The organism is Aequorivita sinensis (genome assembly GCF_006346335.1).
GTDB classification, from domain to species: domain Bacteria; phylum Bacteroidota; class Bacteroidia; order Flavobacteriales; family Flavobacteriaceae; genus Aequorivita; species Aequorivita sinensis.
Genome location: NZ_VDMC01000005.1, coordinates 109,410 through 133,771 on the forward strand (window position 1 = coordinate 109,410; position 24,362 = coordinate 133,771).

19 protein-coding genes are annotated in these 24,362 nt (G+C 36.4%); 4 read left to right on the plus strand and 15 right to left on the minus strand.

The genetic code is table 11. The features are described from left to right. Window positions 1-8: 8 nt before the first annotated feature. The 8 genes from FHP04_RS07985 to FHP04_RS08020 are packed head-to-tail and all read right to left on the minus strand — an operon-like array spanning window position 9 to window position 11,743. Entirely contained in the window at window positions 9-1,838 is a 1,830-nt protein-coding gene (locus tag FHP04_RS07985) for a cytochrome c oxidase subunit I (RefSeq protein ID WP_139855569.1), read from the minus strand. Window positions 1,839-1,867: 29 nt separating this feature from the next. Beyond that, window positions 1,868-2,929, minus strand: a complete 1,062-nt coding sequence (locus tag FHP04_RS07990) for a cytochrome c oxidase subunit II (RefSeq protein WP_139855570.1) — start codon at window positions 2,927-2,929, stop codon at window positions 1,868-1,870. Between the two features lie 29 nt (window positions 2,930-2,958). After that, on the minus strand, window positions 2,959-4,329 hold the full coding sequence (locus FHP04_RS07995; protein WP_139855617.1) for a quinol:cytochrome C oxidoreductase: 1,371 nt from the start codon (window positions 4,327-4,329) through the stop codon (window positions 2,959-2,961). Window positions 4,330-4,368: 39 nt separating this feature from the next. Then, window positions 4,369-5,013 carry a c-type cytochrome gene (locus FHP04_RS08000; protein WP_241836853.1) on the minus strand — a complete coding sequence of 215 codons (645 nt, stop codon included), beginning with the start codon at window positions 5,011-5,013 and terminating at the stop codon, window positions 4,369-4,371. Between the two features lies 1 nt (window position 5,014). After that, the gene (locus FHP04_RS08005) at window positions 5,015-5,551 is read right to left on the minus strand and encodes a DUF3341 domain-containing protein (protein ID WP_139855572.1); all 537 of its coding nucleotides are present in this window, start codon (window positions 5,549-5,551) and stop codon (window positions 5,015-5,017) included. Window positions 5,552-5,553: 2 nt separating this feature from the next. Continuing rightward, the gene (nrfD, locus tag FHP04_RS08010; RefSeq protein WP_139855573.1) at window positions 5,554-7,290 is read right to left on the minus strand and encodes an NrfD/PsrC family molybdoenzyme membrane anchor subunit; all 1,737 of its coding nucleotides are present in this window, start codon (window positions 7,288-7,290) and stop codon (window positions 5,554-5,556) included. A gap of 36 nt (window positions 7,291-7,326) precedes the next feature. Further along, entirely contained in the window at window positions 7,327-10,392 is a 3,066-nt protein-coding gene (locus tag FHP04_RS08015) for a TAT-variant-translocated molybdopterin oxidoreductase (protein WP_139855574.1), read from the minus strand. 31 nt (window positions 10,393-10,423) lie between these two features. Next, window positions 10,424-11,743, minus strand: coding sequence for a c-type cytochrome (locus tag FHP04_RS08020; protein WP_139855575.1), 1,320 nt, complete (start codon window positions 11,741-11,743; stop codon window positions 10,424-10,426). Between the two features lie 224 nt (window positions 11,744-11,967). Here FHP04_RS08020 and FHP04_RS08025 point away from each other — a divergent pair, with 224 nt between their 5' ends. Next, a complete protein-coding gene (locus FHP04_RS08025) occupies window positions 11,968-12,363 on the plus strand; it encodes an SPOR domain-containing protein (RefSeq protein WP_139855576.1) in 396 nt (131 codons plus the stop codon). A 261-nt stretch (window positions 12,364-12,624) separates the two neighbouring features. Here FHP04_RS08025 and FHP04_RS08030 read toward each other — a convergent pair whose 3' ends face one another. Then, window positions 12,625-12,870 carry a hypothetical protein gene (locus FHP04_RS08030; RefSeq protein WP_139855577.1) on the minus strand — a complete coding sequence of 82 codons (246 nt, stop codon included), beginning with the start codon at window positions 12,868-12,870 and terminating at the stop codon, window positions 12,625-12,627. A gap of 303 nt (window positions 12,871-13,173) precedes the next feature. On the opposite strand from FHP04_RS08030, the gene FHP04_RS08035 reads away from it, so the two are divergent. After that, window positions 13,174-13,971 carry a S8 family serine peptidase gene (locus tag FHP04_RS08035; protein ID WP_139855578.1) on the plus strand — a complete coding sequence of 266 codons (798 nt, stop codon included), beginning with the start codon at window positions 13,174-13,176 and terminating at the stop codon, window positions 13,969-13,971. 3 nt (window positions 13,972-13,974) lie between these two features. Next, the gene (locus FHP04_RS08040; RefSeq protein WP_139855579.1) at window positions 13,975-14,688 is read left to right on the plus strand and encodes a T9SS type A sorting domain-containing protein; all 714 of its coding nucleotides are present in this window, start codon (window positions 13,975-13,977) and stop codon (window positions 14,686-14,688) included. Window positions 14,689-14,831: 143 nt separating this feature from the next. Here the strand turns inward: FHP04_RS08040 and infB are convergent, their stop codons facing one another. The 3 genes from infB to rimP are packed head-to-tail and all read right to left on the minus strand — an operon-like array spanning window position 14,832 to window position 19,451. Further along, window positions 14,832-17,687, minus strand: a complete 2,856-nt coding sequence (gene infB / locus FHP04_RS08045; protein WP_139855580.1) for a translation initiation factor IF-2 — start codon at window positions 17,685-17,687, stop codon at window positions 14,832-14,834. Between the two features lie 59 nt (window positions 17,688-17,746). Continuing rightward, a complete protein-coding gene (gene nusA, locus FHP04_RS08050; protein ID WP_139855581.1) occupies window positions 17,747-18,979 on the minus strand; it encodes a transcription termination factor NusA in 1,233 nt (410 codons plus the stop codon). A 10-nt stretch (window positions 18,980-18,989) separates the two neighbouring features. Continuing rightward, the gene (rimP, locus tag FHP04_RS08055) at window positions 18,990-19,451 is read right to left on the minus strand and encodes a ribosome assembly cofactor RimP (protein ID WP_139855582.1); all 462 of its coding nucleotides are present in this window, start codon (window positions 19,449-19,451) and stop codon (window positions 18,990-18,992) included. Window positions 19,452-19,612: 161 nt separating this feature from the next. Between rimP and FHP04_RS08060 the strand changes: the two genes are divergently transcribed. Beyond that, on the plus strand, window positions 19,613-20,434 hold the full coding sequence (locus tag FHP04_RS08060) for a universal stress protein (protein WP_139855583.1): 822 nt from the start codon (window positions 19,613-19,615) through the stop codon (window positions 20,432-20,434). An 8-nt stretch (window positions 20,435-20,442) separates the two neighbouring features. On the opposite strand, the gene FHP04_RS08065 is transcribed toward FHP04_RS08060, so the two are convergent. The 3 genes from FHP04_RS08065 to FHP04_RS08075 all read right to left on the minus strand — a co-directional run bounded on the left by FHP04_RS08065 (window position 20,443) and on the right by FHP04_RS08075 (window position 24,355). Then, the gene (locus tag FHP04_RS08065) at window positions 20,443-21,744 is read right to left on the minus strand and encodes a phenylacetate--CoA ligase family protein (RefSeq protein ID WP_139855584.1); all 1,302 of its coding nucleotides are present in this window, start codon (window positions 21,742-21,744) and stop codon (window positions 20,443-20,445) included. 62 nt (window positions 21,745-21,806) lie between these two features. Beyond that, on the minus strand, window positions 21,807-23,465 hold the full coding sequence (locus FHP04_RS08070) for a C45 family autoproteolytic acyltransferase/hydolase (RefSeq protein ID WP_139855585.1): 1,659 nt from the start codon (window positions 23,463-23,465) through the stop codon (window positions 21,807-21,809). A gap of 2 nt (window positions 23,466-23,467) precedes the next feature. Then, a complete protein-coding gene (locus FHP04_RS08075; protein WP_139855586.1) occupies window positions 23,468-24,355 on the minus strand; it encodes a cupin-like domain-containing protein in 888 nt (295 codons plus the stop codon). Between the last annotated feature and the right edge of the window lie 7 nt (window positions 24,356-24,362).

Consider the following 24,362-nt stretch of genomic DNA (forward strand, 5'->3'; position numbering starts at 1 on the left):
GAGATTAATTAGTGTTCTAATTCATCCTCATTGTCCTGTAATGGCACGTTTTGAGGAACATAATCTTGACCAGCAATTACGTAATCTGTTTCGTCTTTATTAAGTTTACTATAATCGTAAGCCCAACGGTACACATGTGGTATTGGACCAGCCCAGTTTCCATGGATGTGTTTTTGTTCGGCTGTCCATTCTAATGTTGTAGAATTCCAAGGGTTTTTTGGACCTATCTTTCCGTAGAACATAGAGTGGAAGAAGTTGTAAAGGAATACTACTTGTACTGCAATCGTCATAATTGCAAATAGCGTCATAACAACATTAATATCATGTAAGTCATCAAAATATGGGAAACTTGTGTTGTTGTAGTATCTACGGGGTAGACCTGCTAAACCAACAAAGTGCATTGGGAAGAAAATCCCGTAAGCTCCAATTGCTGTTACCCAGAAGTGGATGTATCCTAATTTTTTATTCATCATACGTCCTTCAAACATTTTAGGGAACCAGTGGTAAACCCCAGCAAGAAGTCCATAAAGCGCTGAAATACCCATCACTAAGTGGAAGTGAGCTACAACGAAATAAGTATCGTGAACGTTAATATCTAATGCACTATCTCCAACGATAATACCAGTAAGACCACCAGTAATGAAAGTAGAAACAAAACCGATACTCCATAGCATAGCTACGTTCATCTGTAAGTTACCTTTCCATAAAGTTGTAATCCAGTTAAATGCTTTTACAGCAGATGGAATTGCAATAAGTAATGTGGTAAAAGTAAACACAGAACCTAAGAATGGATTCATCCCTGAAACGAACATATGGTGACCCCATACAATTGTTGAAAGGAATGCAATTGCAAGGATAGACGCAACCATGGCACGGTAACCGAAAATTGGCTTACGAGCATTTGTAGCCATAATTTCAGATACAATACCCATTGCAGGTAGAATTACAATATATACTTCAGGGTGTCCAAGGAACCAGAATAAGTGTTCAAACAATACTGGAGAACCTCCTTGGTGATGCAATACTTCACCCGCAATATAAATATCTGATAAGAAGAAAGAAGTACCAAAGCTTCTATCCATGATAAGCATTAAAGCAGCTGAAAATAATACTGGGAAGGCAACTACACCAATAATAGCAGTTACAAAGAATGCCCAAATTGTTAAAGGAAGACGCGTCATGGACATTCCTTTAGTACGCATATTTAATGTTGTAACGATATAGTTAAGCGAACCTAACAATGACGATGCAATAAATATTGCAATAGAAATCAACCATAATGTCATACCTGCTCCAGAACCTGGAATAGATTGAGGCAAAGCACTAAGTGGAGGATAAATTGTCCAACCTGCTGATGCCGGTCCTGCTTCAACAAATAATGAGAAAACCATTATAGCACTAGAAATAAAGAACAACCAATAAGAAACCATGTTTAGGAATCCTGAGGCCATATCTCTTGCACCAATCTGTAAAGGAATTAATAGGTTACTAAAAGTACCACTCAATCCAGCCGTAAGTACGAAGAATACCATTATAGTACCGTGAATCGTAACTAATGCAAGGTAAACACTAGGATCCATAACTCCATCTGGAGCCCATTTCCCTAGTAACATTTCAAAAATTGTAAAACTTTGGTCTGGCCATGCTAGTTGTATTCTAAACAATAATGACATTAGAATACCAATAGTCCCCATAAACAAACCTGTAATTAGGTATTGCTTAGAGATCATTTTATGATCTTGGCTAAAGATATATTTAGTTACAAATGTTTCTTTATGATGATGCCCATGATCTTCGTGATGATCTTCTATTGCGTGAGCCTGTGCGTGTGCTGACATATCTTTTTAAGCTAAATTTTCTATTAATATTATTTGCTAAGTTGTTCTGCCAAGGTAGGCTGTTCTGCCAACCAAGCATTATATTCTTCTTCAGATTCAACTACAATCTTCATTTGCATATTATAGTGGCTAATACCACAAATCTTATTACAAAGAATCATATAATCAAATTCATAAGGGTCTAGAGGTTCTTCACCAGCAGCTTGAAGCTCTTTACTCTTCTCGGCTCTAATTTCATTAATGTTTTGAACCTTGTTTATAATATGATCTTCTTGACGCATTTCCTCAGTTGTAACTGTAGGGGTAAATGCAAATTGAGTAATCATACCAGGAACACAGTTCATTTGCGCTCTAAAGTGTGGCATGTAAGCAGAGTGTAATACATCCTGAGAACGTATCTTAAACAATACTTTTCTACCAACTGGTAAGTGAACTTCAGTTACAACTTTGTCGTCTTGACCGTTAGGGTCTGAAGGATCAACACCTAAAACGTTAACACCTTCGATTAATCGAACGTTAGCATCACCTAGCGTGTTATCATTACCACCGTAACGTGCTTTCCAATTAAATTGTTGAGCATATAGTTCTATAACAAGTGGATCATCATCCTTATCAACATTCATGATATCTGTCCAAGTGAAAAGACCATAAATAATAAGACCGGCAAGAACAATTACAGGAATAATAGTCCAGATAAATTCTAATTTATCGTTATCGGCATAGAAAGTTGCTCTTTTCGTTTTGTTACCTCTGTAAACAAATGCAAAGTAGTGTAACAACCATTGAGTTAGAATACCAGCCGCGAAAATAACGATCATTGAAATCAACATTAAGTTGTCAATTTGCTCACCGTGTTCTGATGCAGACTTTGGTAACAAGGTATCATACCATAACCAAAATGAAACAATAGTTAAGATATAGATAAAGGCTAAAAATGCTAACATTAAATAACCTTGGTGGTTATTGTCTTCATCCGAGGCAATATCAGAATGAGTTGTCGATTTAATCTGAGCCAATCGAAATATCCTGCTTATTTGCCAAACGGAGATTCCAAAAAGGAGAATTACTAAAATTACTAAAAATGCGGTCATCTTTAAATTTCTTCTTTTAAACTAAATGATTAAAAATGGTAGTTTTCACTTTCTTTAATAAATGGGTCGTTCTTAGGTCTAAGAGATACTTTTCCAAGTCCATTTCCAACAACCAAAATGAAAAGCCCTGCAAAGAATAACAATGCAGCTATTTCAGGTATTCCAAAGCCCCAGTTGTGTCCAACTGTTGATGGCATAACTAATAGGAAGACATCTATATAGTGACCTACCAAGATGAATACTGCTGCTATAACAACAAACCATGGAACTTTTTTGAAATCGCTATTCATTAACACAAGCATTGGGAATACAAAATTAAGTATTAGCATTCCAAAAAACAATCCTTGATACTCCTGAATTCGTATAATAAAGTAAGTTACCTCTTCTGGAATATTTGAGTACCAGATTAGCATAAACTGGCTAAACCATAGGTAAGTCCAGAAAATACTAAAAGCAAACATATACTTAGCTAAGTCGTGTAAGTGTCTATCACTTACAAAAGACAATAGCCCTTTGCTCTTTAAGTGAATTGTTACTAAAGCAATCACAGTGATTGAAGAAACAAACATAGTTGCGAATACATACCATGCAAACAATGTACTATACCAGTGTGGAGTCATAGACATGAACCAATCCCAAGCCATTGTAGCTTCAGTTAATAGGAAGAAGATAAGGAAGAAAACTGATGCCTTAAAGTTCTTTCTATAGTGATCGAAGTTATTTGCTTCAGCTTGTGCTAAAGAGTTTTTTCTTGAGTAGTAACGGTAAATATTCCATCCTAAAAGATAGATTGCGGCACGGATAACAAAGAATGGGAAGTTAAGGTATCCCGACTTTCCTTGTAAAATTTTATCTTCTGCAACTAAATCAGCATTTTGCCAAGGATAGAAATGTTCTCCTGCAAAAATTACAAGAACAAAAACAATAATTGACCCTGGTAATAAATAAGATGTTATTCCTTCCATTACTCTATATAGTACTGGAGACCATCCTGCTTGAGATGCAAATTGAATTGCGTAAAACACAAGTACACCTAAAGCAATCATCATAAAGAAGAATGCAGCTACGAATGTAGCAGACCAAGGTCTTGTTTGTAATTGGTGTAGTACGTGTTCTTCATGTGATGAAGCTCCGTGACCTTCAGCACTTAAATCGGTTGCGTGCTCCATTGCAGCTCCTGAGTACCCTTCTTCACCTCTTGCAATATCAATGAAGTTAGCAGTATCTTCTTTATGATCTACTGCATGGTTTTCGCCATGGTGAGCCTCTTGTTCTGCTAAAATCTTTTTAACATCATCAATGGTCTTGGGAGTAGTCATAAACCCAAAGATTATTCCTGCAAGCCCTAGGACCATTAGAACAATAGAAAACAGTTTTAATTTACTTGGTAGCGTATACATATCTTTAGCCATTCTCTTTAATAAATCATTAATTACGTTCTACTTTTGAGTAGAGTTGTCATCTGTAACTGAGGTAAGAGACTCCGTTAATTCTTTCTCAGCTTGCACTGTTTCAAGAACACCAGGTTCACCTTTTAAGGATGCTTTTAAGTCCATTACATGCATTGCTATTTGCCAACGTTCTTTTTCAGTTGTTTGCGAAGCATATGAACCCATTGCATTCAATCCATAAGTTTGTACGTGATAAATCCCTCCTGGTACAATTGTACGTCCTGCATCAGCAAAACTTGGAATACCTAAAAACTTTTCACGAGTTGCTAGGATTCCTTTTCCATCTCCTTTATCACCGTGGCAAACTGCACAATATATATTGAATAAGTCTGCTCCAACTTTTAAGTTTTCTTCAGTAACCTTATAAGGATTATCAAGTTCAGCTTTAGCTAAATTTAAACCTTCTGTACTGTTTTCATATTCATAAGGAACAAAACCACGAGGAACAGTATTTTCTACTGGCATCATTGCTGATTGTTGCCCTGGGAAAATTTCATACTCTCCATAGGTTTCGTAACCTACCGACTCATACATATTCGGGAAGTACTGATAATTTGGCTTTTTGTCATTAAAACAAGAAGTCAAAACTACAGAGGCACAAATTGCGATTGCTATGTTTTTTAATGTTTTCATACTAGTGGTCCTGCTCATTTTCAATTAAACTAATCTCTGATGCACCTGTGTCATACAAGAATTTAGAAAGCGTTTCAACATCGTGATTGTCTACATCTACTTCCATTAAGAAATGGGCATCAGTAGTACGTGGATCTGGATTTTCTGCTTTTCTAAAAGGCCAAAGCTTACTTCTCATATAAAATGTAATTACCATTAAGTGACCAGCGAAAAATACAGTCAACTCAAACATAATTGGGATGAAAGTAGGCATGTTTTGGTAGAAAGTAAAACTTGGTTTTCCACCAATATTTTGAGGCCAATCTTGAATCATCATATAATTCATCATCAGCACAGCAACTGTTAAACCACATAATCCATAAAGGAAAGATGTAATGGCTAGTCGCGTTGGAGCTAGACCTAATGCATGGTCTAATCCGTGTACTGGAAATGGAGTAAATATTTCAGAAATATGATATTTTGCCGCACGGGTTTGGTTTACAGCCTGCAATAACAGGTCGTCATCCGTGTAAATAGCGTGTATTTTCTTTGCAGCCATAATTATTTGTTGTTTTTTAGGATTAGCGCCTGTCCAGCCCAATCATCACGTTTGGCTCTTCCAGGGAATTCACTAACAATCTCATCTAATAAATCGTATTCACGGTCAGTCATTCTACTTACCTGATCAAAAGTAAAGATACCTATCTGATGCAGTTTTTGCTCCATTACAGGTCCAACTCCATTAATCAACTTCAAGTCATCTTGCTCTTCAACATCAGGATTAAATGTTCCTATAGTTGAAAGTAATGAGTCTACTTTTGCTTTATCAGACACAACATTTTGTGAAGCTACAGGCTTTTCAACTACCGGTCCACCGTCAAGTGCTCTTACGTGACTAACATCATTCCCGTGTTTCGCACGTAAATTCTTGAATTTTTCACCTGAAGATTTCAATATTGTTTTCACCTCTGCTTGTGCAATTACAGGGAAGGTACGAGCATATAGAAGGAATAGAACAAAGAAGAAACCAATAGTTCCTACGAACGTTCCTATATCAACAAATGTTGGTTGGAACATTGTCCATGAAGAGGTCAACCTATCTTTTGTAATGTTTACTACGATAATGTTGAAACGCTCAAACCACATTCCGATGTTAATCACTAATGCAACAATAAATGTCCAAATAATATTTCTTCTCAATTTCTTAACCCATAAGGTCATTGGAACAACAAAGTTACAGATAATCAATGCCCAGAATGCCCACCAATAAGGTCCTGTTGCAGCACCGTATGAAAGGTAAGTGTAATCCTCATAAGGAACACCAGAATACCACATCACAAAATACTCAGTAGCATAAGCAACTGTTACAATACCTCCCGTTAGTAGGATTACTTTGTTCATATATTCAATATGAACTATTGTAATATAGTTTTCTAGGTTAGAAACTTTTCTCATTATTATAAGAAGCGTTTGTACCATTGCGAATCCTGAGAAAATCGCACCTGCCACGAAATATGGAGGGTAAATAGTACTATGCCATCCAGGAACTACAGAAGTTGCGAAGTCAAAAGATACAATGGTGTGTACAGAAAGTACAAGTGGAGTCGCTAAACCTGCTAACACAAGTGAAACTTCCTCAAAACGTTGCCAATCCTTTACACGCCCACTCCATCCAAAACTAAGAATTCCGTAAATCTTTTTCTGGAAAGGGCTTTTAGTCTTATCACGAATCATTGCGAAGTCAGGAAGTAATCCTGTCCACCAGAATACCAATGAAATTGATAAATAGGTAGAAATCGCGAATACGTCCCAAAGAAGAGGTGAGTTAAAGTTAACCCATAGCGATCCAAATTGGTTAGGTATTGGAAGTACCCAATATGCTAACCACGGGCGACCCATGTGTATAATCGGGAATAAACCTGCTTGAACAACGGCGAAAATTGTCATTGCTTCCGCAGAACGGTTTACAGCCATTCTCCATTTTTGACGGAAAAGTAAAAGTACTGCAGAAATAAGTGTTCCTGCGTGACCAATACCTACCCACCAAACGAAGTTAGTAATATCCCAAGCCCATCCAACGGTCTTGTTCAAACCCCAAACTCCAATTCCAGTAGAAACTGTATAAATAATACAACCTAATCCCCATAAAAATGCAATAAGGGCTATGGTAAAAACAATCCACCAAGATTTATTTGCTTTTCCTAGTACAGGAGCTGCTACATCTGCACTGATGTCTTGATAGGACTTTTCGCCCAGAACCAGTGGTTCTCTTATAGGTGCTTCGTAGTGTGACGACATATTTAATTATTAAATAATTGGTTCTTGATTAAATTATTATGCTTCAGAAGTGTTTTTAACTATCATTTGGTAGAAAACGTTTGGTTTAGTACCAACATTTTCAAGAAGATAGTACATTCTGTCATCTTTTTTCTTCTTAAGTATTTCTGATTCTTCATCATTTACATCTCCAAATACCATGGCTCCAGTTTCACAAGCATTTGAACATGCTGTTGCAAATTCACCATCTCTTACTGGCCTACCCTCACGCTTAGCGTCTAGTATAGTTTTCTGAGTCATTTGGATACATAAAGAACATTTCTCCATTACTCCACGAGAACGAACTACCACATCTGGGTTAAGTACCATTCTACCAAGGTCGTTATTCATGTTGTAATCAAACTCATCATTTTCACTGTATAAGAACCAGTTGAAACGACGAACTTTGTAAGGACAGTTGTTAGCGCAGTAACGAGTACCAACACAACGGTTATAAGCCATATGGTTTTGCCCTTGACGCCCATGAGATGTTGCCGCTACTGGACAAACAGTTTCACAAGGTGCGTGGTTACAGTGCTGACACATTACAGGCTGGAATGCTACTTCAAGGTTTTCATAGTTTGGCACCTCTACGGCTTCATAACTATCAAAAGCAGGAAGGTTTTCATACATCTCAGCTTCTTCCTTAAAGGTTTCCCCTGCAGAGTAATATCTATCGATACGCAACCAGTGCATATCACGGAACTTTCTAACTTCAGTTTTACCAACTACTGGTACGTTGTTTTCGGCGTGACATGCAATAACACAAGCTCCACATCCCGTACAAGCATTAAGATCTATAGATAAGTTAAAGTGAGTTCCGATAGTAGTATCGAATGGACTCCAGATATCCGCTTTTTTATCGCGAATTGAAATCGGAGCGTGATCGTAATCTACAACTGGAACAGCATTCCACTCGCTTACATCTTTAGTATTAAAAATTTCTAAAGTAGTATCTTTTATAATATCGTTACTACGTCCAGCCATTGTGCTTTGCAACTGCACACAAGCAAACTCGTGCATTCCGCTAGCTTTTTCGATATTTACCTTTTGAACATCAGAGAAATTCTGGTAAAGCGGGTAGGCATTAATACCTGTTTGCATTTCTTCTTGAATAGCAGCCGTTTTACCATAACCTAAAGCTAGACCAACAGATCCTTTAGCTTGTCCAGGTTGGATAATAACAGGAATTTTTTCAAGAACAACACCACCTACCGATACGTTTACATAACTACCGTTTAAGGCACCATTTGCAACGTTCTTATTAACAAGTCCTAACTCCTTAGCGTCTGCAGCTGAAACCGTAAGGTAGTTATCCCAAGATGCTCTTGTAATTGGATCTGGAAACTCTTGTAACCAAGGGTTGTTTGCTTGTTGACCATCACCAATACCTGTTGATGTATACAATGTCAACTCGTAACCTCCTTCTTGAGATAAAGCTGCAAGCGCACCATTAGATGTACTTTCTTGCATTAAACCAGAACCTTCAGTAGCTGGCTTAATTTCTTCCATTTTCATTTCTACATCACTAGAAACAAAACCATCGTGAAGCGCTTCATTCCAAGAACCTCCAGACAAAATAGAACTTGTCCAAACTTCTTTAATGTAATCGTAATATTTTTTTGAATTACCTGTCCACTGTAATATGCTATCTTGGAATTGACGCGTATTGAATAATGGACGGATAGTTGGCTGAGTAAGGCTATAAGTACCTTTCTTAATTTGTGCATCACCCCAAGACTCTAGGTAGTGAGGAGTTGCAGCAACTAATTGTGCCAATGATGCTGTTTCATCTTGCTTCATACTGAATGCAAGACTCATTTCAAGCTTTTGGTAAGCTTCAGCAAATTCTTTGCTATTTGGTAGCGAGTAAACTGGGTTTACACCTACTGTAATTAATCCTTTTATACTTCCCGAAATAACGCCGTTAACAACACTCATCACTTCGCTAGTACTTCCTTGTCTAACAAGTAATGGTTTATTAACATCAATTGCCTCACTATTAGCATTGAAATCCAAAGCTAACGTTTGCGAAGCTACATCTGGTAAGCCAGTCACTAATAATGCTTTTCCTCCAGCTTTCTGAAGTTGAGCTTTTGCTTTATTTACTGCGTCAGCAATATTTTCTGGTAAACCAGAAGTACTTCCACCAGTTAAAGCCTTAAGTATTTGTAATTGTTGAGATGGAGTTGCAGCAACACGCTTATCAGCTTTAGCACCAGTCAATGTAAAGTTAGCCTCAAACTGAATATGTCGAGACATTTTTCCATTTTTAGGCACTCTTCCTTGAGCATATCCTTTGCTATAGCTTCCTCCTTGCCAATCTCCTAAGAAATCTGCACCCACAGAAACAATAACTTCAGCTTTTGAAAAATCGTAATCTGGTAATGCGCGAGTTCCGAATTTATTTTGGAAAGCATCTAATGCAGCTGAACTAGACACGGTATCATAAACAACGTGACGCACATTAGGATACTTAGTAGTAAATTCAGAAATTAACTTAGATGTAGATGGACTCGCGAATGTTTGAGTAAGTAGAACTATGTCTTTCCCAGACATTTCGTTCATCTTCTGCGCAATAGCAGTATCAAACTCCGGCCACGACACTTCAGATCCACCAACCATAGGACCAGTTAATCTGTTTTTATCATATAATGATAAAACCGATGCGTGAACACGAGCATTTACACTTCCTCCATTTTTAGCTAAATCATTCTTCTCAATTTTGATAGGACGACCTTCGCGTGTTTTTACCAATATATTGGCAAAATCGAAACCATCCGCCATTGTAGAAGCATAATAATTTGCTACACCTGGAACAATTTCATCTGGCTGAACAACATAAGGGATAGATTTCACTACAGGTCCTTCACAAGCCGCTAAAGTTGCAGCCGCTGTAGAAAAACCTACATATTTTAAGAAATCACGACGCGTGGTAGAAGAAGCAGATAAAGCTTCTTTGTTTCCAAGAAATTCGTCCGTAGGTATTTCAGTTACAAACTCATTGTCTTGTAGCGCCTTCACAATAGTGCTGTCTTCATTCAGCTCTTCAACACTTTTCCAGTATTTCTTGTTTGATGCCATATTGCTATTTGTAATTATCCTTTTTTATTTATTAATAGTGACACTTGCCACACTCCAATCCACCCATTTCGGCGATTGTCAATTTTTCCACACCGTACTTCTTAGAAAGCTCTTCGTGTATCTTAGCGTAGTACTCATTAGACTCTAAGTTAACATTGGTCTCTTTGTGGCAATCAATACACCATCCCATTGTAAGTGGCGCAAACTGCTCCATAACCTCCATGCTCTCAACTTCCCCGTGACACTTTTGACAATCAACTCCCGCTACTGTTACGTGTTGTGAGTGGTTGAAATACGCGAAATCAGGAAGATTGTGAATACGAACCCATTTTACAGGCTTGGTTTCGCCAGTATATGCTTGTTGCTCTGGATCCCATCCAACAGCATCGTACAACTTAGCGATCTCACCATCGTAAAATTCTTTTGAGTACTCTTCAGTAGCAGTATCTTCTGCAACTTCAGAAATATTTTTATGACAGTTCATACAAACGTTTAACGAAGGTATACCTGCTGTTTTACTCTTTCTAGCTGAACTATGACAGAAGTTACAATCTATCTGATTGTCTCCTGCGTGAATTTTATGTGAATAGTGAATTGGCTGAACCGGAGCATATCCTTGGTCAACTCCTACTTGCATTAGGTACCCGTAAGCGAAGTAGCTTCCAAAAAGAATAAAGAAAATAGACGTAACTAATACCAAGAATTGATTCTCAGCAAAAGCCTTCCAGATTGGAGTACGCTTTTCTCTTTCTTCATAAACCACACCGTTAGCTTCAGCAATTCTCTTCAAGGTAGTAGATACCATATAAAGAAGAATAACCAACAACAAGAACACAAGAACTAGCGCACCTAACACTAAAGCATTAGAAACACCCTCACCTCCTCCTGTACTTGCAGCACCTCCAGCAGGAACTTCAGCAACAACAGGTGCAGCTTTTGGCTGACTTGTATACGCAAGGATGTTATCGATATCCTCATCAGACAGTCCCGGGAAAGCCGTCATGACAGCTTTGTTATTTTCTTCAAATAATCTCACTGCAGTTGCATCACCTGAAGCAATAAGAGCCGAACTATTTCGAATCCAGCTGTACAACCAATCACGGTCAAACTTATCGGCCACACCTCTTAAGGCAGGACCAACCGCTTTTTTGTCCATCTTGTGACAGGCAGCACAGTTTGCCTTAAATAATGATTCACCCGCAGCAACATCACCCCCAGCATCAGCCGGCGCATCCGCAGAAGTAGCTTCCGCTTCATCTTGAGAATACGAGGTAGTTGAAAAAGTTAGTGTAAGCACTAACAATAGAAGTGGCAATTTTGATCGTAGATGTATAAAATTCACCTTTTTCATACTAATGGTTAAATTATTGTCGATAGTTTGGCACAGAATTAGTTAGGTTATGTTTTAACAGAATTACTCTTTCCGTACCGCAAATAAAGGAGCAAAAATACATTATTAAGTCGATTTTGGAAATGCAAACAAAGTGTTAACCATTAATTTATATTAGTTCTAAATAATAAATTTGCGCTTCACTCAGTTATTAAGTTTTACATTTGCATTAAAGATATAATTATATGAAATCAACAACTTCTCACAAGATTTTTATAGCCAGCATTTTACTGATTTTAATATCAGCTAATAGCTATTCACAGAGCGCAACGCTTCAGGTAAATCAGGATCCAAAAATCACACAATTGTTAGATTTGAAAAAGAGTCTTGAAAAAGACAATAAGCTAACAGATGGCTACACCATACAACTTTATTACGGTGAATTGGATAAAGCCAACCAAATACTACGAAAATACAAGGGTAGTTTTAGCAATTGGCCTGCTTCTATTGAATACGAAACCCCGAACTACAAAGTATGGGCTGGAAGTTTTGATACCCGTATAGAAGCGGAAAGAGCTTTGCTTAAAATACAACAAAGCTTTAGTTCTGCTTTTATCTTAAAGCCAGAAAGAAGAAAGTAACTTTACACTTCCAATTACTCCAGTCTAGAAAACGAAATTTTATCCATTTTTCTAGACTTCTCAATTTCCATCGGTTTATTTTTAAACCAATTTATCATGCAGTAATAGCCGAAAATACTAGCTTACTCATAATGAAATATTATTAAGTTAAGATTTATCAAATTGGGTTTTGAAGTTACAATTAAAACTAATACCTGCATCGTTTACACAACCTTTCATAGCATTTGGATAAAACAATATAAGTTGGTTACCTGGAATAAACTACCAAGAAAAGCCCAGGCCATTTATATCATAATCTTTTGTTAGGAAACATACTTGGTCATTATATCTATGCTCGCAATTTATTTTACCCAAACCAGCAGTATCTTCCTCCTTAAATTTTGTAACTCCCTCCATTGCCCAACTTCCTTCTAGATAAGTAAATAAATTAATTGTTTTTTCTTCAGTAGTTTTTAGGATAATAATATCCTCCCGCGGAATAGTCTCGGTAGTTTGTAATCTAGTCAAGACGCCAATAACAAAAATCGAAATATATAGACCTTTTTGAGCGACAGTTTCATTCGGATGGTTGGTTTACTAATAGACTTTTAAATAATGCAATTGCCAAACTATAATTTAAGAAATAGTTAAAGTATACAAATCTGAAAAAAGGGAAAATCCCCAGCATAATACAGGGAATTACCTATTTTAATTTTGAAGATTTTTGCATAATTTTAAGAAATTAACTAACTTTAATCGTCAAATTATGAAATTACAACCACGCAACCACGCAACCACGCAACCACGCAAAAGTATAAATTTTTATGCTTAATGTTTTTTTTAATATTGCTAACTAACACAACTTTAATAGGACAAAACACTCAAGATTATTTTTTAAAAATTAAACAAGGGTATGATTTAGGTGTGATACAGAAAACAATAAAACCTGATTCAACCTTATCGCTATCAATGACCAATAGTAGTTTTGCAGCGGTCATGAATCAGAAACCCATCTACAAATTCGAAAAACCTTTTCCAAATTTAAACAGTGCGTTTTTAGATTTGGTATATCTTATTACTTTAGATGAAACAGCAACAACGACTGATATAATTAGTAGAAATGAAGTACAGTACCTAGAAATAATTGAAGATGATATTCAATTAGCAGATGAACCTATGCCCTTTGCCATAGTGCCAAATGATTATACAGACGCTCTTTTTGGTGGTAAAAATACCTCTCTAGATTTAATAAAGGCTCCTTTGGCTTGGACTATTTCAACAGGAGAAAATGTATTGGTTGGTGTCGCAGATACAAAAGTAGATTTGAACCATTTTGACATACCTGTTATTCAAGAAATAAATCAACCTATCACCAACACAGATAAACATGGTACTGGAGTTGTTGGGATGATTGCGGCTAAAACAAACAATGGTTTAGGCATAGCAAGTTTGGCTCATAACGCATCAATTGTTTCAGCTCCGAGATTAGGAGATCAAGCAGTATATGCTTTACCACAAATCCCAGGTGTTAAAATTATAAATTGTAGTTGGCAATCAACTTGCACTTACAATATAGCATTGGTCTGCGATGGCCAAATTCAAGATTCCAAAAACCTTTTAAAACAATAGATCATGAAAAAGACATTTTTATTAATTATTATGTGTGCTATATGTTCAACCAACTTTGCTCAAGATATAAGATTGTTTGAGAATCAATGGTTCTTATATTCTCTAGAGATTGAGGGAGTAAATCACCCCGTTCCGCAAAATAACGAAGTAGGTGATGTAGAGTTGAACATTATGGAACTATTATTTACAACAGAGTTTTGTGATTTTCTTATTCAAGGAGACGAGATAACTATTTCCAACAACGAGATAATAATACCAAATTTTATTATTACCGGCTTAATTACTTGTGAAATTCAAGAAAACATTGATTATATTGATTTATATTTCTTCCAATTCTTCAACGTTGAATTTGAAAATAGAATTTTTGAGTATGCCATTGACACAGACGGTAGTGGATTTGCACTAACCCTCACTAACCAAGAAGGCTACAAAGCATATTATGGCAGTGTACCTCTAGGAGTTTCCAAGTTTAAAACCGCAGGGTTAACGATATATCCGAATCCCACTAATGAATTGTTGGTGATAAAAGCTTCAAATGGAACAGGCAAATTTAAAATCCAAATTTATTCAACGGAAGGAAAACTTCTAAAATCACAAAATTTACATTCTAATGGTCAATTATCAATAAACGTCTCAAACCTTTCCAGCGGCATCTATTTTTTAAATATTGAAGATGAAGAAGGGAATACTGAAACAAAAAAGTTCCTTATAGAGTAAACTGTTAATTATACCTACAAGGAGATTGCTTAGTGCCTCGCAATGACACCTTTCAGGATACTTAGGATAAAATAGTTTAAACAAAAAAAACGCTCTGGAAAGTTAATTTTCAGAGCGTTTTAAATATTTATAGAAACTAGTAATTACTTCAACTTCTTTTTCACTGCTACTTCTTGGAAAGCTTCAATAATATCGTTTTCTCTAATATCGTTGTAGTTTTTAATTTGAATACCACAGTCGTACCCTTTAGATACTTCTTTCACATCGTCTTTGAAACGTTTTAAAGAAGCTAGTTCACCTGTGTAAACCACAACACCTTCACGAATCAATCGAATACCCGAGTTTCTAAAGATTTTACCTGTAAGCACCATACAACCTGCAATGGTTCCAACTTTAGATATTTTGAATGTTTCACGAATTTCGGCTGTACCAGTAATCTCTTCTTTCATCTCTGGGGATAGCATTCCTTCCATTGCATCCTTTACGTCGCCAATTGCATCGTAAATGATAGAGTATGTACGGATATCTATTTCTTCCTTATCAGCTATCTGACGCGCATTACCCATTGGACGCACGTTAAATCCAATTATAATTGCATCGGAAGCAGAAGCTAACAACACATCGCTTTCGGTAATTGGCCCAACAGCTTTATGGATTATATTAACCTGAATTTCTTCAGTAGATAGTTTTTGGAATGAATCTGTCAATGCTTCCACCGAACCATCAACATCACCCTTAAGGATAATATTAAGTTCTTTAAAGTCTCCAAGAGCAATACGTCTACCAATTTCATCAAGTGTAATATGACGTTGTGTTCTTACCGACTGCTCACGTTGTAATTGGGTACGTTTAGTAGCGATAGATTTTGCTTCACGTTCATCTTCAAACACATTAAACTTATCACCCGCTTGAGGCGCTCCATCTAAACCTAGTACGGATACTGGAGTTGACGGACCTGCTTCCTGAACATTTTTACCACGTTCATCTTGCATAGCTTTAACTTTACCACTATGCTGACCAGCTAGTAAGTAGTCTCCTACCTTTAATGTACCTCCTTGCACTAGAACCGTTGAAACATAACCACGACCTTTGTCAAGGAATGCCTCTACTACAGTACCATCTGCTTGGCGGTTTGGATTTGCTTTAAGCTCTAATAATTCAGCTTCAAGCAATACTTTTTCTAGTAATTCTTTAACACCAACTCCTGTTTTAGCAGAAATATCGTGTGATTGTATTTTTCCACCCCAATCTTCAACCAATAGGTTCATTTGAGCTAGTCGTTCTTTAATCCTTTCTGGATTAGCAGTAGGCTTATCTATTTTGTTTATCGCGAAAACTATTGGCACACCCGCAGCTTGTGCGTGACTTATTGCCTCCTTAGTTTGTGGCATAATATCATCATCTGCCGCTACAACAATAATTGCAATATCAGTTACTTGAGCACCACGAGCACGCATCGCTGTAAACGCTTCGTGACCAGGAGTATCAAGGAAAGCCAGTTTTTGACCTCCATCAAGCTCTACGGCGTACGCACCTATATGCTGCGTAATACCTCCAGACTCACCTGCAATTACATTTTCCTTACGTATGTTATCTAGCAATGACGTCTTACCGTGATCAACGTGACCCATTACTGTTACAATCGGAGCTCTTGGCAATAAATCTTCAGGAGCATCCACGTTGCGCTCTATAGACTCTTCAATATCTGCAGTTACAAATTCAACGTCGTATCCAAATTCATCTGCCACTATACTTAGTGTTTCTGCATCTAGACGTTGATTCATCGTTACCATCATTCCCAAACTCATACAAGCTGAGATAATTTTGGTAACAGGAACATCCATCATAGTTGCCATTTCACTAGCAGTTACAAACTCAGTAACCTTAAGAAGCTTACTTTCTGCTTCTTGTTGCGCCATTTCATCCTCAGTTTTCTGACGGTGGAAATCTCGTTTTTCACGACGGTACTTAGCACCCTTCCCTTTAGAAGACTTCCCTTGAAGTTTTTCTAAAGTTTCGCGCACTTGTTTTTGTACTTCTTCTTCGCTAGGCTCTTCTTTAGGAGTATTTGGACGCGGCTTTCTGCCTTTTCCACGATTATCTCTAAAGTTTCCACCTCCGGCAGTTTTAGGAGCTTCTTTACTTATACGACGACGCTTACCTTTTTTGTCTTTGTTAGCGTCGGTCTTAGGATCTTTTTTCTTTTCAGGTTTTTTAAACTGAGAAAGATCAATTTTTTGACCTGTAAAGTTTGGACCTTCTAGTTTGCGGTATTTTGTAGTTACCGTATCCGAATCTTTTTTTGAAGGCTCCACTTTGGCTTCTTCTTTAGATTCAACCTTAGGCTCGACTTTCGGTTCTTCTTTAATTTCTTTTTTAGAAACAGGAGATTCAGCAGGCTTTTCTACTTCTTCTTTCTTAGTAGGAGGAGTTGGTTTTGTTTTTGGCTTTTCTTCTACAACATTTTCTTTCTCAGCCTTTTCTTCTACCTCAGGTTTTTCCTCAACTTTTGGTTTTTCGGCTTTAGGTTTTTCGGCTACAACTTCAGGCTTTTCTTCTTTTTCAACCTTTACCTTTTCTTCTTTAGCAGGCTCCACCTCAACTGGCTTTTCAGCAGCTTTAGGCTCTTCTTTTTTAGGTTTCCCTGTAGAAAGATCAATCTTACCTATTTGTTTAGGACCCTCAAGTTTAGCGCCAGCTCTGATTACTCGAGAGGCTTCTTCTTTCTTTTGCTTTTCTTCAAGCTCACGCTCACGCGCTAATCGAAGCTCTTCTTTCTCCTTGCGCTTTTCCTCACCAATTTCCTTGGATTCTACTTTTTTACTTTTGTCGGTTTCAAACTCTTCAAAAAGAACTTCGTATTCATCGCCCGTTATTTTAGTGTTTGGACTTGCGACCACATCGAAACCTTTTGTGCTCAAAAATTCCACGGCACGATCCAACGAGATATTAAATTCACGTAATACCTGACTTAGTCTTTTTTTCTTTACTCCAGCCATAAATGCTTTTTCCTGTTTTTCTTTTTAAAAAATTTGTATAAAAGTAGTCAAAGTTTCAACTACTCTTCAAATTCTTCTTTTAATATATTAATTACATCAAGAATGGTTTCTTCTTCCAAATCGGTTCGTTTAACCAAATCCTTGATATCGTGTTCTAGTACACTCTTAGCTGTATCTAGACCTATTTTATGGAATTCTTCGATGATCCAGCCTTCTATTTCATCTGAGAATTCACGCAACTCTACGTCTTCTTCTGCGCCTTCACGAAGCACATCTATTTCATAGCCTGTTAATTGACCTGCAAGGCGAATGTTATGCCCTCCACGACCAATTGCTTTACTCACTTCTTCAGGACGAAGAATTACCTCAGCTCGTTTAGTCTCTTCATTTATTTTAATTGAAGTTACTTTTGCTGGGCTTAATGCACGAGTAATATAAAGGTTAATATTACTTGTATAATTTATAACATCGATATTTTCGTTTCCAAGTTCACGTACAATACCGTGTATTCTTGAACCTTTCATACCAACACAAGCTCCTACAGGATCAATACGATCATCGTATGAATCTACAGCAACTTTTGCTTTTTCACCAGGAATACGAACTACTTTTTTAACAGTAATTAAACCGTCAAATACTTCTGGAATTTCTTGTTCGAATAATTTTTCAAGGAAAATTGGGTTTGCGCGCGACATAATAATTGTCGGTTTATTTCCTTTTAAATCAACGCTTTCAATAATTCCACGAACGTTATCTCCTTTTCTGAAAAAGTCTGAAGGAATTTGTTTATCCTTTGGAAGGATAACTTCATTCCCTTCATCGTCTAACAATATAACGGCACGGTGACGAATGTGATGAACCTCAGCAGTGTAAATTTCTCCTTCAAGATCTTTAAATTGCTTATAGATGATAGTATTATCGTGCTCGTGAATTTTTGAAATAAGGTTTTGACGCAATGCCAAAATAGAACGACGCCCTAGGTCGATTAACTTTACTTCTTCCGAAACATCCTCTCCAATCTCAAAATCCGGCTCAATTTTTTGTGCTTCGCTTAAAGAAATCTCTTCGTTTGGATCCTCTACTTCTCCATCTGCAACCACAACACGGTTTCTCCAAATCTCCAAATCCCCTTTATCAGGGTTTACAATTATATCAAAGTTATCGTCACTTCCATATTTCTTTTTCAGTGCATTTCTGAAAACGTCTTCAAGTATCGCCATAAGCGTTACTCTATCTATTTGCTTATCATCTTTAAACTCTGAAAAAGAATCGATTAGTGCTAAGTTTTCCATATCAATTCTATTAAAATGTTATCATCACTTTTGCTTCCATAATATCTTCATAAGGCAGTGTTGCCTCTTTTTGAACGGTAACTTTCCCCTTTCCTACTGGTTTAGGCTCTCGCACAGACCACTTCAAGGTACAACTTTCTTCGTTCGCAGCGATTAATTCGCCTTCAATTTTTTCTTCGTTTTTAGTTTTTATTTTAAGCGTTCTTCCTAAGTTCTTTTTATACTGCCTAGGTAAAGTCAATGGTTCTGAAACACCCGATGACATTACTTCTAAAGAGAAATCATATTCCTCACGGTCCAAATTATGTTCAATTTGTCGGCTAACAGCTATACAATCTTCAACCGTAACGCCTTTATCGCCGTCAAGGATGACCCGTATTTGGTTATCTTCAGTAATATTTAGGTCGATCAAAAACAGAGATTGGTTTTCTGCTAAAGCAGTTTCTAGTAGTTGTGCTACTTTTTCTCGCATCGTTTTTTAGCTATAAAAAGAGGGGACTTTTAGTCCCCTCAGATATTTTCGTATCAAAATCGGTGCAAATATACTATAATTTTTTAATATTATAAAAATCAAGGGTAACCGATTTATTTTTGTAAATTATCATCGCTTAAAAATTAATCCCAAATCTATTTATGAAACGTATTTTAGTTCCCACAGATTTTTCCGAACAAGCTGAAAACGCCCTTAAAGTAGCTATAAAATTAGCTAAAAAACACAATAGTGAAGTTTACGTTTTGCACTCTTTGGAAATTCCAATGCAATACGCTACTGCTAAAGATTCTGGCAGCCTTCCCGAATCGTTGTATTTTATAAAACTTACTGAAAAACGCTTTAACGACCTTAGAAACAGCGAATTCCTTGAGGGAATTACGATAAACGAGACAATTGGTCACAACGAAATTTTTGAAGATATTAATGAAGCTTGTAAGAATTATGACATAGATCTTATAGTTATGGGATCTAATGGTGCTAGTGGATTTAAAGAAATGTTTGTAGGAAGTAATACAGAAAAAGTTGTTCGCACCGCCGAAGTTCCAGTATTGGTGATAAAGAATAATCATTCGGAATTTAATGTGGAAGATTTTGTATTTGCAACTGATTTTTCTGAAAATTCACGCGGTACATTGATTAAAGCTTATGATTTCGCTAAAAAAATTGACGCAAAACTACATTTGCTATACGTGAACACGCCTGCAGGTTTTAAAACTTCTGGCCAAGCTCAGAAATTAATGGAGGATTTTGTAGATGGTATAGGAATTGAAAATTACTCTCTAAACATCTATAACGACACTACCGTGGAAAAAGGAATACTAAATTTCACAAAATTTATAAATGGTGAATTAATTGGAATGGCCACTCACGGACGCAAAGGTATTTCACACTTTTTTAATGGAAGTATCAGTGAGGATATGGTAAACCATGCTAATATGCCAGTAATTACATTTAAGAAATAAAGAAATACCTACTTATTTTTTTGAAGCCTGTGATCTATCAAGTCCACAGGCTTTCTACTTAAAGGTGGAAACCTTAGTGCTTGAATCTCTTCAGATGAGGCATATTCTAACTTAGGCGCTACTCGTAATTTTGCTCTAAAATGATCTTTGATATCTAAAAGAAGCTCTTCGGAAATATTATCGGATGCAATCTTTATTAAAATTTCATCGGTACCTAATTCATTGTGAAACACTTCAATTACGTAGCTTTCAACTTCTGAAAAGTTATTTAAAATATTATACATCGCCGGCGGATACAAGGTAGTTCCCTTATATTTAATCATTTGCTTTTTACGCCCAACAACCGGCCCTAAGCGCATGGTATTACGCCCACACTTGCACTTTTCATCATTTGCTTGAACCATATCACCTGTTTTAAAACGCAATAACGGCATCGCTTCAACACCTAATGTGGTAATTGTAAGTTCGCCCACTTCACGATTTTTTACCGGATTATTATTTTCATCCAAAATTTCAGCAATAATCAATTCCGGATGGTGATGACCGCCAACGTGATATTCACATTCATTAAATGCTGTACTCATTTCGGTAGAAGCATAAGTTGAAAACAACTCAATATCCCAATCTTTTTTAATTTTTTTTGACAGTATATTCAAAGAAAAATCTTGATCGCGAATAGGTTCACCAATGCATATAGCTGCTTTAACACCTGTATTTTTTAAATCTATATTATGCTGTTTTGCATATTCTATAAGTTTTAAAAGAAACGAAGGCACTGTAATTAAGTAAGTAGGATTAAATTTTAAAATCGAATCCCATTGTAGCTCAGGAATCCCAGATCCAACTCGAATGATTCCCGCTCCCAATTTTCGAGCACCTAAAAAGTAAGCCAACCCTGCCATAAACCTGCGGTCGATAGTGGTCATCAACTGCATCACATCGGTCTTCTTAACTCCTGCACACTCAAATGAAATCGCTTCGTTATAGGCTAAGCGATTTAAATCGTTATCGGTAAGTGCAAATATTACAGGGTCACCCAAAGTTCCAGAGGTTGTAACATAGTCTATAATCTCAGCTCTTGGCACACATATAAAATCATCATTATAACGCTGCAGAAAATCTTTAGTAGTAACAGGAATTTTATAAAGGTCTTCGAGCTTCTTTATTTTTAAAACATTAATATTGTTTTCCTTAAAAAAGCGCTTGTAAAATGGAGATTTCTCATTTAGATATTCTAGCGTGTCTTTAAGCTTCTCTTCTTGAAAGGCTTTTATTTCTTCTTTGGATGCTTTTTCTATTTTTGGAATCATTTACTGTTCTTTTTGGAAGCAAGACTTTAAGGCTTACTAAACACCACGCCTTTTTAATTCTGTTAGTTTAATTTCCGAAGATATTTTTTAATTGCCTGTCTATCGGTAACTGTTGTTATTTCTTTGGTCAACGCTTTTTCAAAAGCAAGTTTTGCGGCGGCGTCATATTTTTTTCCAAAGTAATACTTTCCTATTAAATAATAGGCTTTCCAATACTCTGGGTTTTTTTGTTGTAAAGCTAAAATTGTTTCCTGGGAAAGTGTATCTTTTTTCGAAATAGCTTTTTCAACTTTCCGCTCCAAAACTCGGTATTCTTGGTAGTCTTTAAATTCTTTTGAATGTATAAACTTATCTTCAGGAATATTCCCATTCCCGTTTGAAACGGAAGTAATTGCTGGATTGTCTTCCCTATTCATAAAAATCTCGTTTAAATCGTATTCCACAAATTCACCCAATTGATAGGGATTTGAAGAAACCCATACTTTTTTACTTTCAGGTTTAAAAACAATTCCATGATGGGCCAAAAGTTGGTTTAAGGCTTTTTCATTTCCAAAACCTATTTCTTTGTTACCTAACCCCTTTTTATTTCGAAGAATGGAAACCGCATCTTTAACATCAATTTTTTCTTTTTCTGAAATCAGTTCTAGCATTCTTTCAAAACGATACATAGAATGACTCTCTTCTATCCATTTTATATTGCGTTCGTCATTTTGATATTCTTCACTTTGAAAGTGATTACTACATATAAGTTTATTGGTGTTTTCTACTTCATAAATACCAAAATTATCCGGTGAAACTTCAATAACAATTGCTTTTTTATCCTTAGCACTGCCAATAAAAATAGCTTCAGATACAAATACTTCACGCTTTTTTGCAATAGCAATTGCCTCATCTATAGTAGATGCATATTGAAGAATTTCGCGTGTTACTATAGATATTGGTGTTTTAGCAACTAATGGAATTTTAGATTTTCCGGCATTTATAGTAACCGTTAAACCTTGCTCGTTCATTCCAGAAACTACGCCTATCATTCCGCCCCAAGTTACCGACATAAAATTGTGTCCTTTTGAAGGGTTTACAAAAGAGATTATTTTCTCCTTCGCAAAGTCATCTCCAGCATAAAAATCAAAATTTCTTCCAATTAGCAGGTCATTATCGACTGTTTTATCTCCCCAAACAGCGAAAGATGAACAACCAACCAGCATTAAATCTTGCATTGCATGGCCTATATCGTGAGCGCCGTGCAAGTATAGAATTCGCAAATAAGGCTCGCCAATTTCACTGAAATTTGATGATGAATATTGTGAAAGACCATAAATTTCGGCTTTATATTCCTCAGGGATATGTTGATACATTTGGCGATTGTACCAAGCCAAAAACTTACGAAGTAAGAATTGTTGAAACTTTGAAGGGATTATATCTTCCACCATATTGAAGATATAGGCCTCCTGACTTTGAAGTTGTTTCTGCGTAAGGCTTCCAGTTATTTCCCCAATTTGTAAGGGATTTCCTTCTACATATAACTCCCACAGACCTTGTATGTTTTTTAAGAAGAAGTTATTTCCAGCTATAAAAGTAGAATCGTTGATTTTAATTTTTTCAGGAATTGAAGAATTGTAGCCACTAACATCAGGTCTATTATTAATAGATTTTGACACTCCACACGAATTCAAAAGAAATATTAACAACGCAAATGCAAGTAACTTTCCTGAAATCTTCATCCTTATAAATTTTGATTATTCAGCTTGGCTACCCTATTATTTGTTTTCTTATAAGTACGATTTTCTTTATAATCAATCCACTTCTGCCCAAATGATTTACGCATTATATTTTCGAAATGTCGCATAAAGAATACGTTGTAAAGCATATTTCCAAAACGCCCTAAATGCCGTGGAAAAGCCCGAAGTGTCATAGAAAAACCTCCATTTAGATATTTTATATAGTGCCAGTAGCCGCTTGGCATATAAAGCGCATCACCGTGTTCCATTGTCGCGTGAATTCCTTCAACATATTTTAACGCAGGATACTTTTCAAAATCGGGATTATCTAAATCGATGGTTTCTAAATTATGTACTGCAAATGGAATTTTATATAAATACTTAGTTTGCTCGGGAGAGAAAAGCAAAACACTCTTAGTCCCCTGAAAATGGAAATGCACTAAATCTGCTAAGTCCATGTCGTAATGTGGTAACACCTTAGACCCTTCACCTCCAAAGAATAGTACCGGAAGACGTTTAAAAAACTTTAAACCAATATTTGGGTATTCAAAATCTTTTAGAAGTTCTGGCAACTTCACCTTAAGATCGTAGAAGAAAATTCGTAAATCGGTAGGTTTGGATTTTATAAGATCGATATAGTCAGACATTTTCATTTCAGTAGCAGGCTCGGCCGAGTTCTGCTTCCCTTTTGTAGGCTCATTATTATAAAGCGGAACCACTTGATCTCCAGCGTGTTTTTGAATATAGTCCAAGTTCCACATTTTAAATGCCTTCCAATCTTTTGTGAGTCCTTCAATTAAAACAGGCTTTTGAGGTTTGTAATATTTCTCAATAAACTCTTCCTTAGAAATATTCCGAACCCTTTCAATAGGTTTTGATTTGATTTGTGACATCTCTAAA

Excerpts from the sequence above, each read along its gene's own strand:
- FHP04_RS07985 (WP_139855569.1), bottom strand. The coding sequence starts at position 1,838 with ATGTCAGCACACGCACAGGCTCACGCAATAGAAGATCATCACGAAGAT.
- FHP04_RS07990 (WP_139855570.1), bottom strand. The coding sequence starts at position 2,929 with ATGACCGCATTTTTAGTAATTTTAGTAATTCTCCTTTTTGGAATCTCC.
- FHP04_RS07995 (WP_139855617.1), bottom strand. The coding sequence starts at position 4,329 with ATGTATACGCTACCAAGTAAATTAAAACTGTTTTCTATTGTTCTAATG.
- FHP04_RS08000 (WP_241836853.1), bottom strand. The coding sequence starts at position 5,013 with ATGAAAACATTAAAAAACATAGCAATCGCAATTTGTGCCTCTGTAGTT.
- FHP04_RS08005 (WP_139855572.1), bottom strand. The coding sequence starts at position 5,551 with ATGGCTGCAAAGAAAATACACGCTATTTACACGGATGACGACCTGTTA.
- nrfD (WP_139855573.1), bottom strand. The coding sequence starts at position 7,290 with ATGTCGTCACACTACGAAGCACCTATAAGAGAACCACTGGTTCTGGGC.
- FHP04_RS08015 (WP_139855574.1), bottom strand. The coding sequence starts at position 10,392 with ATGGCATCAAACAAGAAATACTGGAAAAGTGTTGAAGAGCTGAATGAA.
- FHP04_RS08020 (WP_139855575.1), bottom strand. The coding sequence starts at position 11,743 with ATGAAAAAGGTGAATTTTATACATCTACGATCAAAATTGCCACTTCTA.
- FHP04_RS08025 (WP_139855576.1), top strand. The coding sequence starts at position 11,968 with ATGAAATCAACAACTTCTCACAAGATTTTTATAGCCAGCATTTTACTG.
- FHP04_RS08035 (WP_139855578.1), top strand. The coding sequence starts at position 13,174 with ATGTTTTTTTTAATATTGCTAACTAACACAACTTTAATAGGACAAAAC.
- FHP04_RS08040 (WP_139855579.1), top strand. The coding sequence starts at position 13,975 with ATGAAAAAGACATTTTTATTAATTATTATGTGTGCTATATGTTCAACC.
- infB (WP_139855580.1), bottom strand. The coding sequence starts at position 17,687 with ATGGCTGGAGTAAAGAAAAAAAGACTAAGTCAGGTATTACGTGAATTT.
- nusA (WP_139855581.1), bottom strand. The coding sequence starts at position 18,979 with ATGGAAAACTTAGCACTAATCGATTCTTTTTCAGAGTTTAAAGATGAT.
- rimP (WP_139855582.1), bottom strand. The coding sequence starts at position 19,451 with ATGCGAGAAAAAGTAGCACAACTACTAGAAACTGCTTTAGCAGAAAAC.
- FHP04_RS08060 (WP_139855583.1), top strand. The coding sequence starts at position 19,613 with ATGAAACGTATTTTAGTTCCCACAGATTTTTCCGAACAAGCTGAAAAC.
- FHP04_RS08065 (WP_139855584.1), bottom strand. The coding sequence starts at position 21,744 with ATGATTCCAAAAATAGAAAAAGCATCCAAAGAAGAAATAAAAGCCTTT.
- FHP04_RS08070 (WP_139855585.1), bottom strand. The coding sequence starts at position 23,465 with ATGAAGATTTCAGGAAAGTTACTTGCATTTGCGTTGTTAATATTTCTT.
- FHP04_RS08075 (WP_139855586.1), bottom strand. The coding sequence starts at position 24,355 with ATGTCACAAATCAAATCAAAACCTATTGAAAGGGTTCGGAATATTTCT.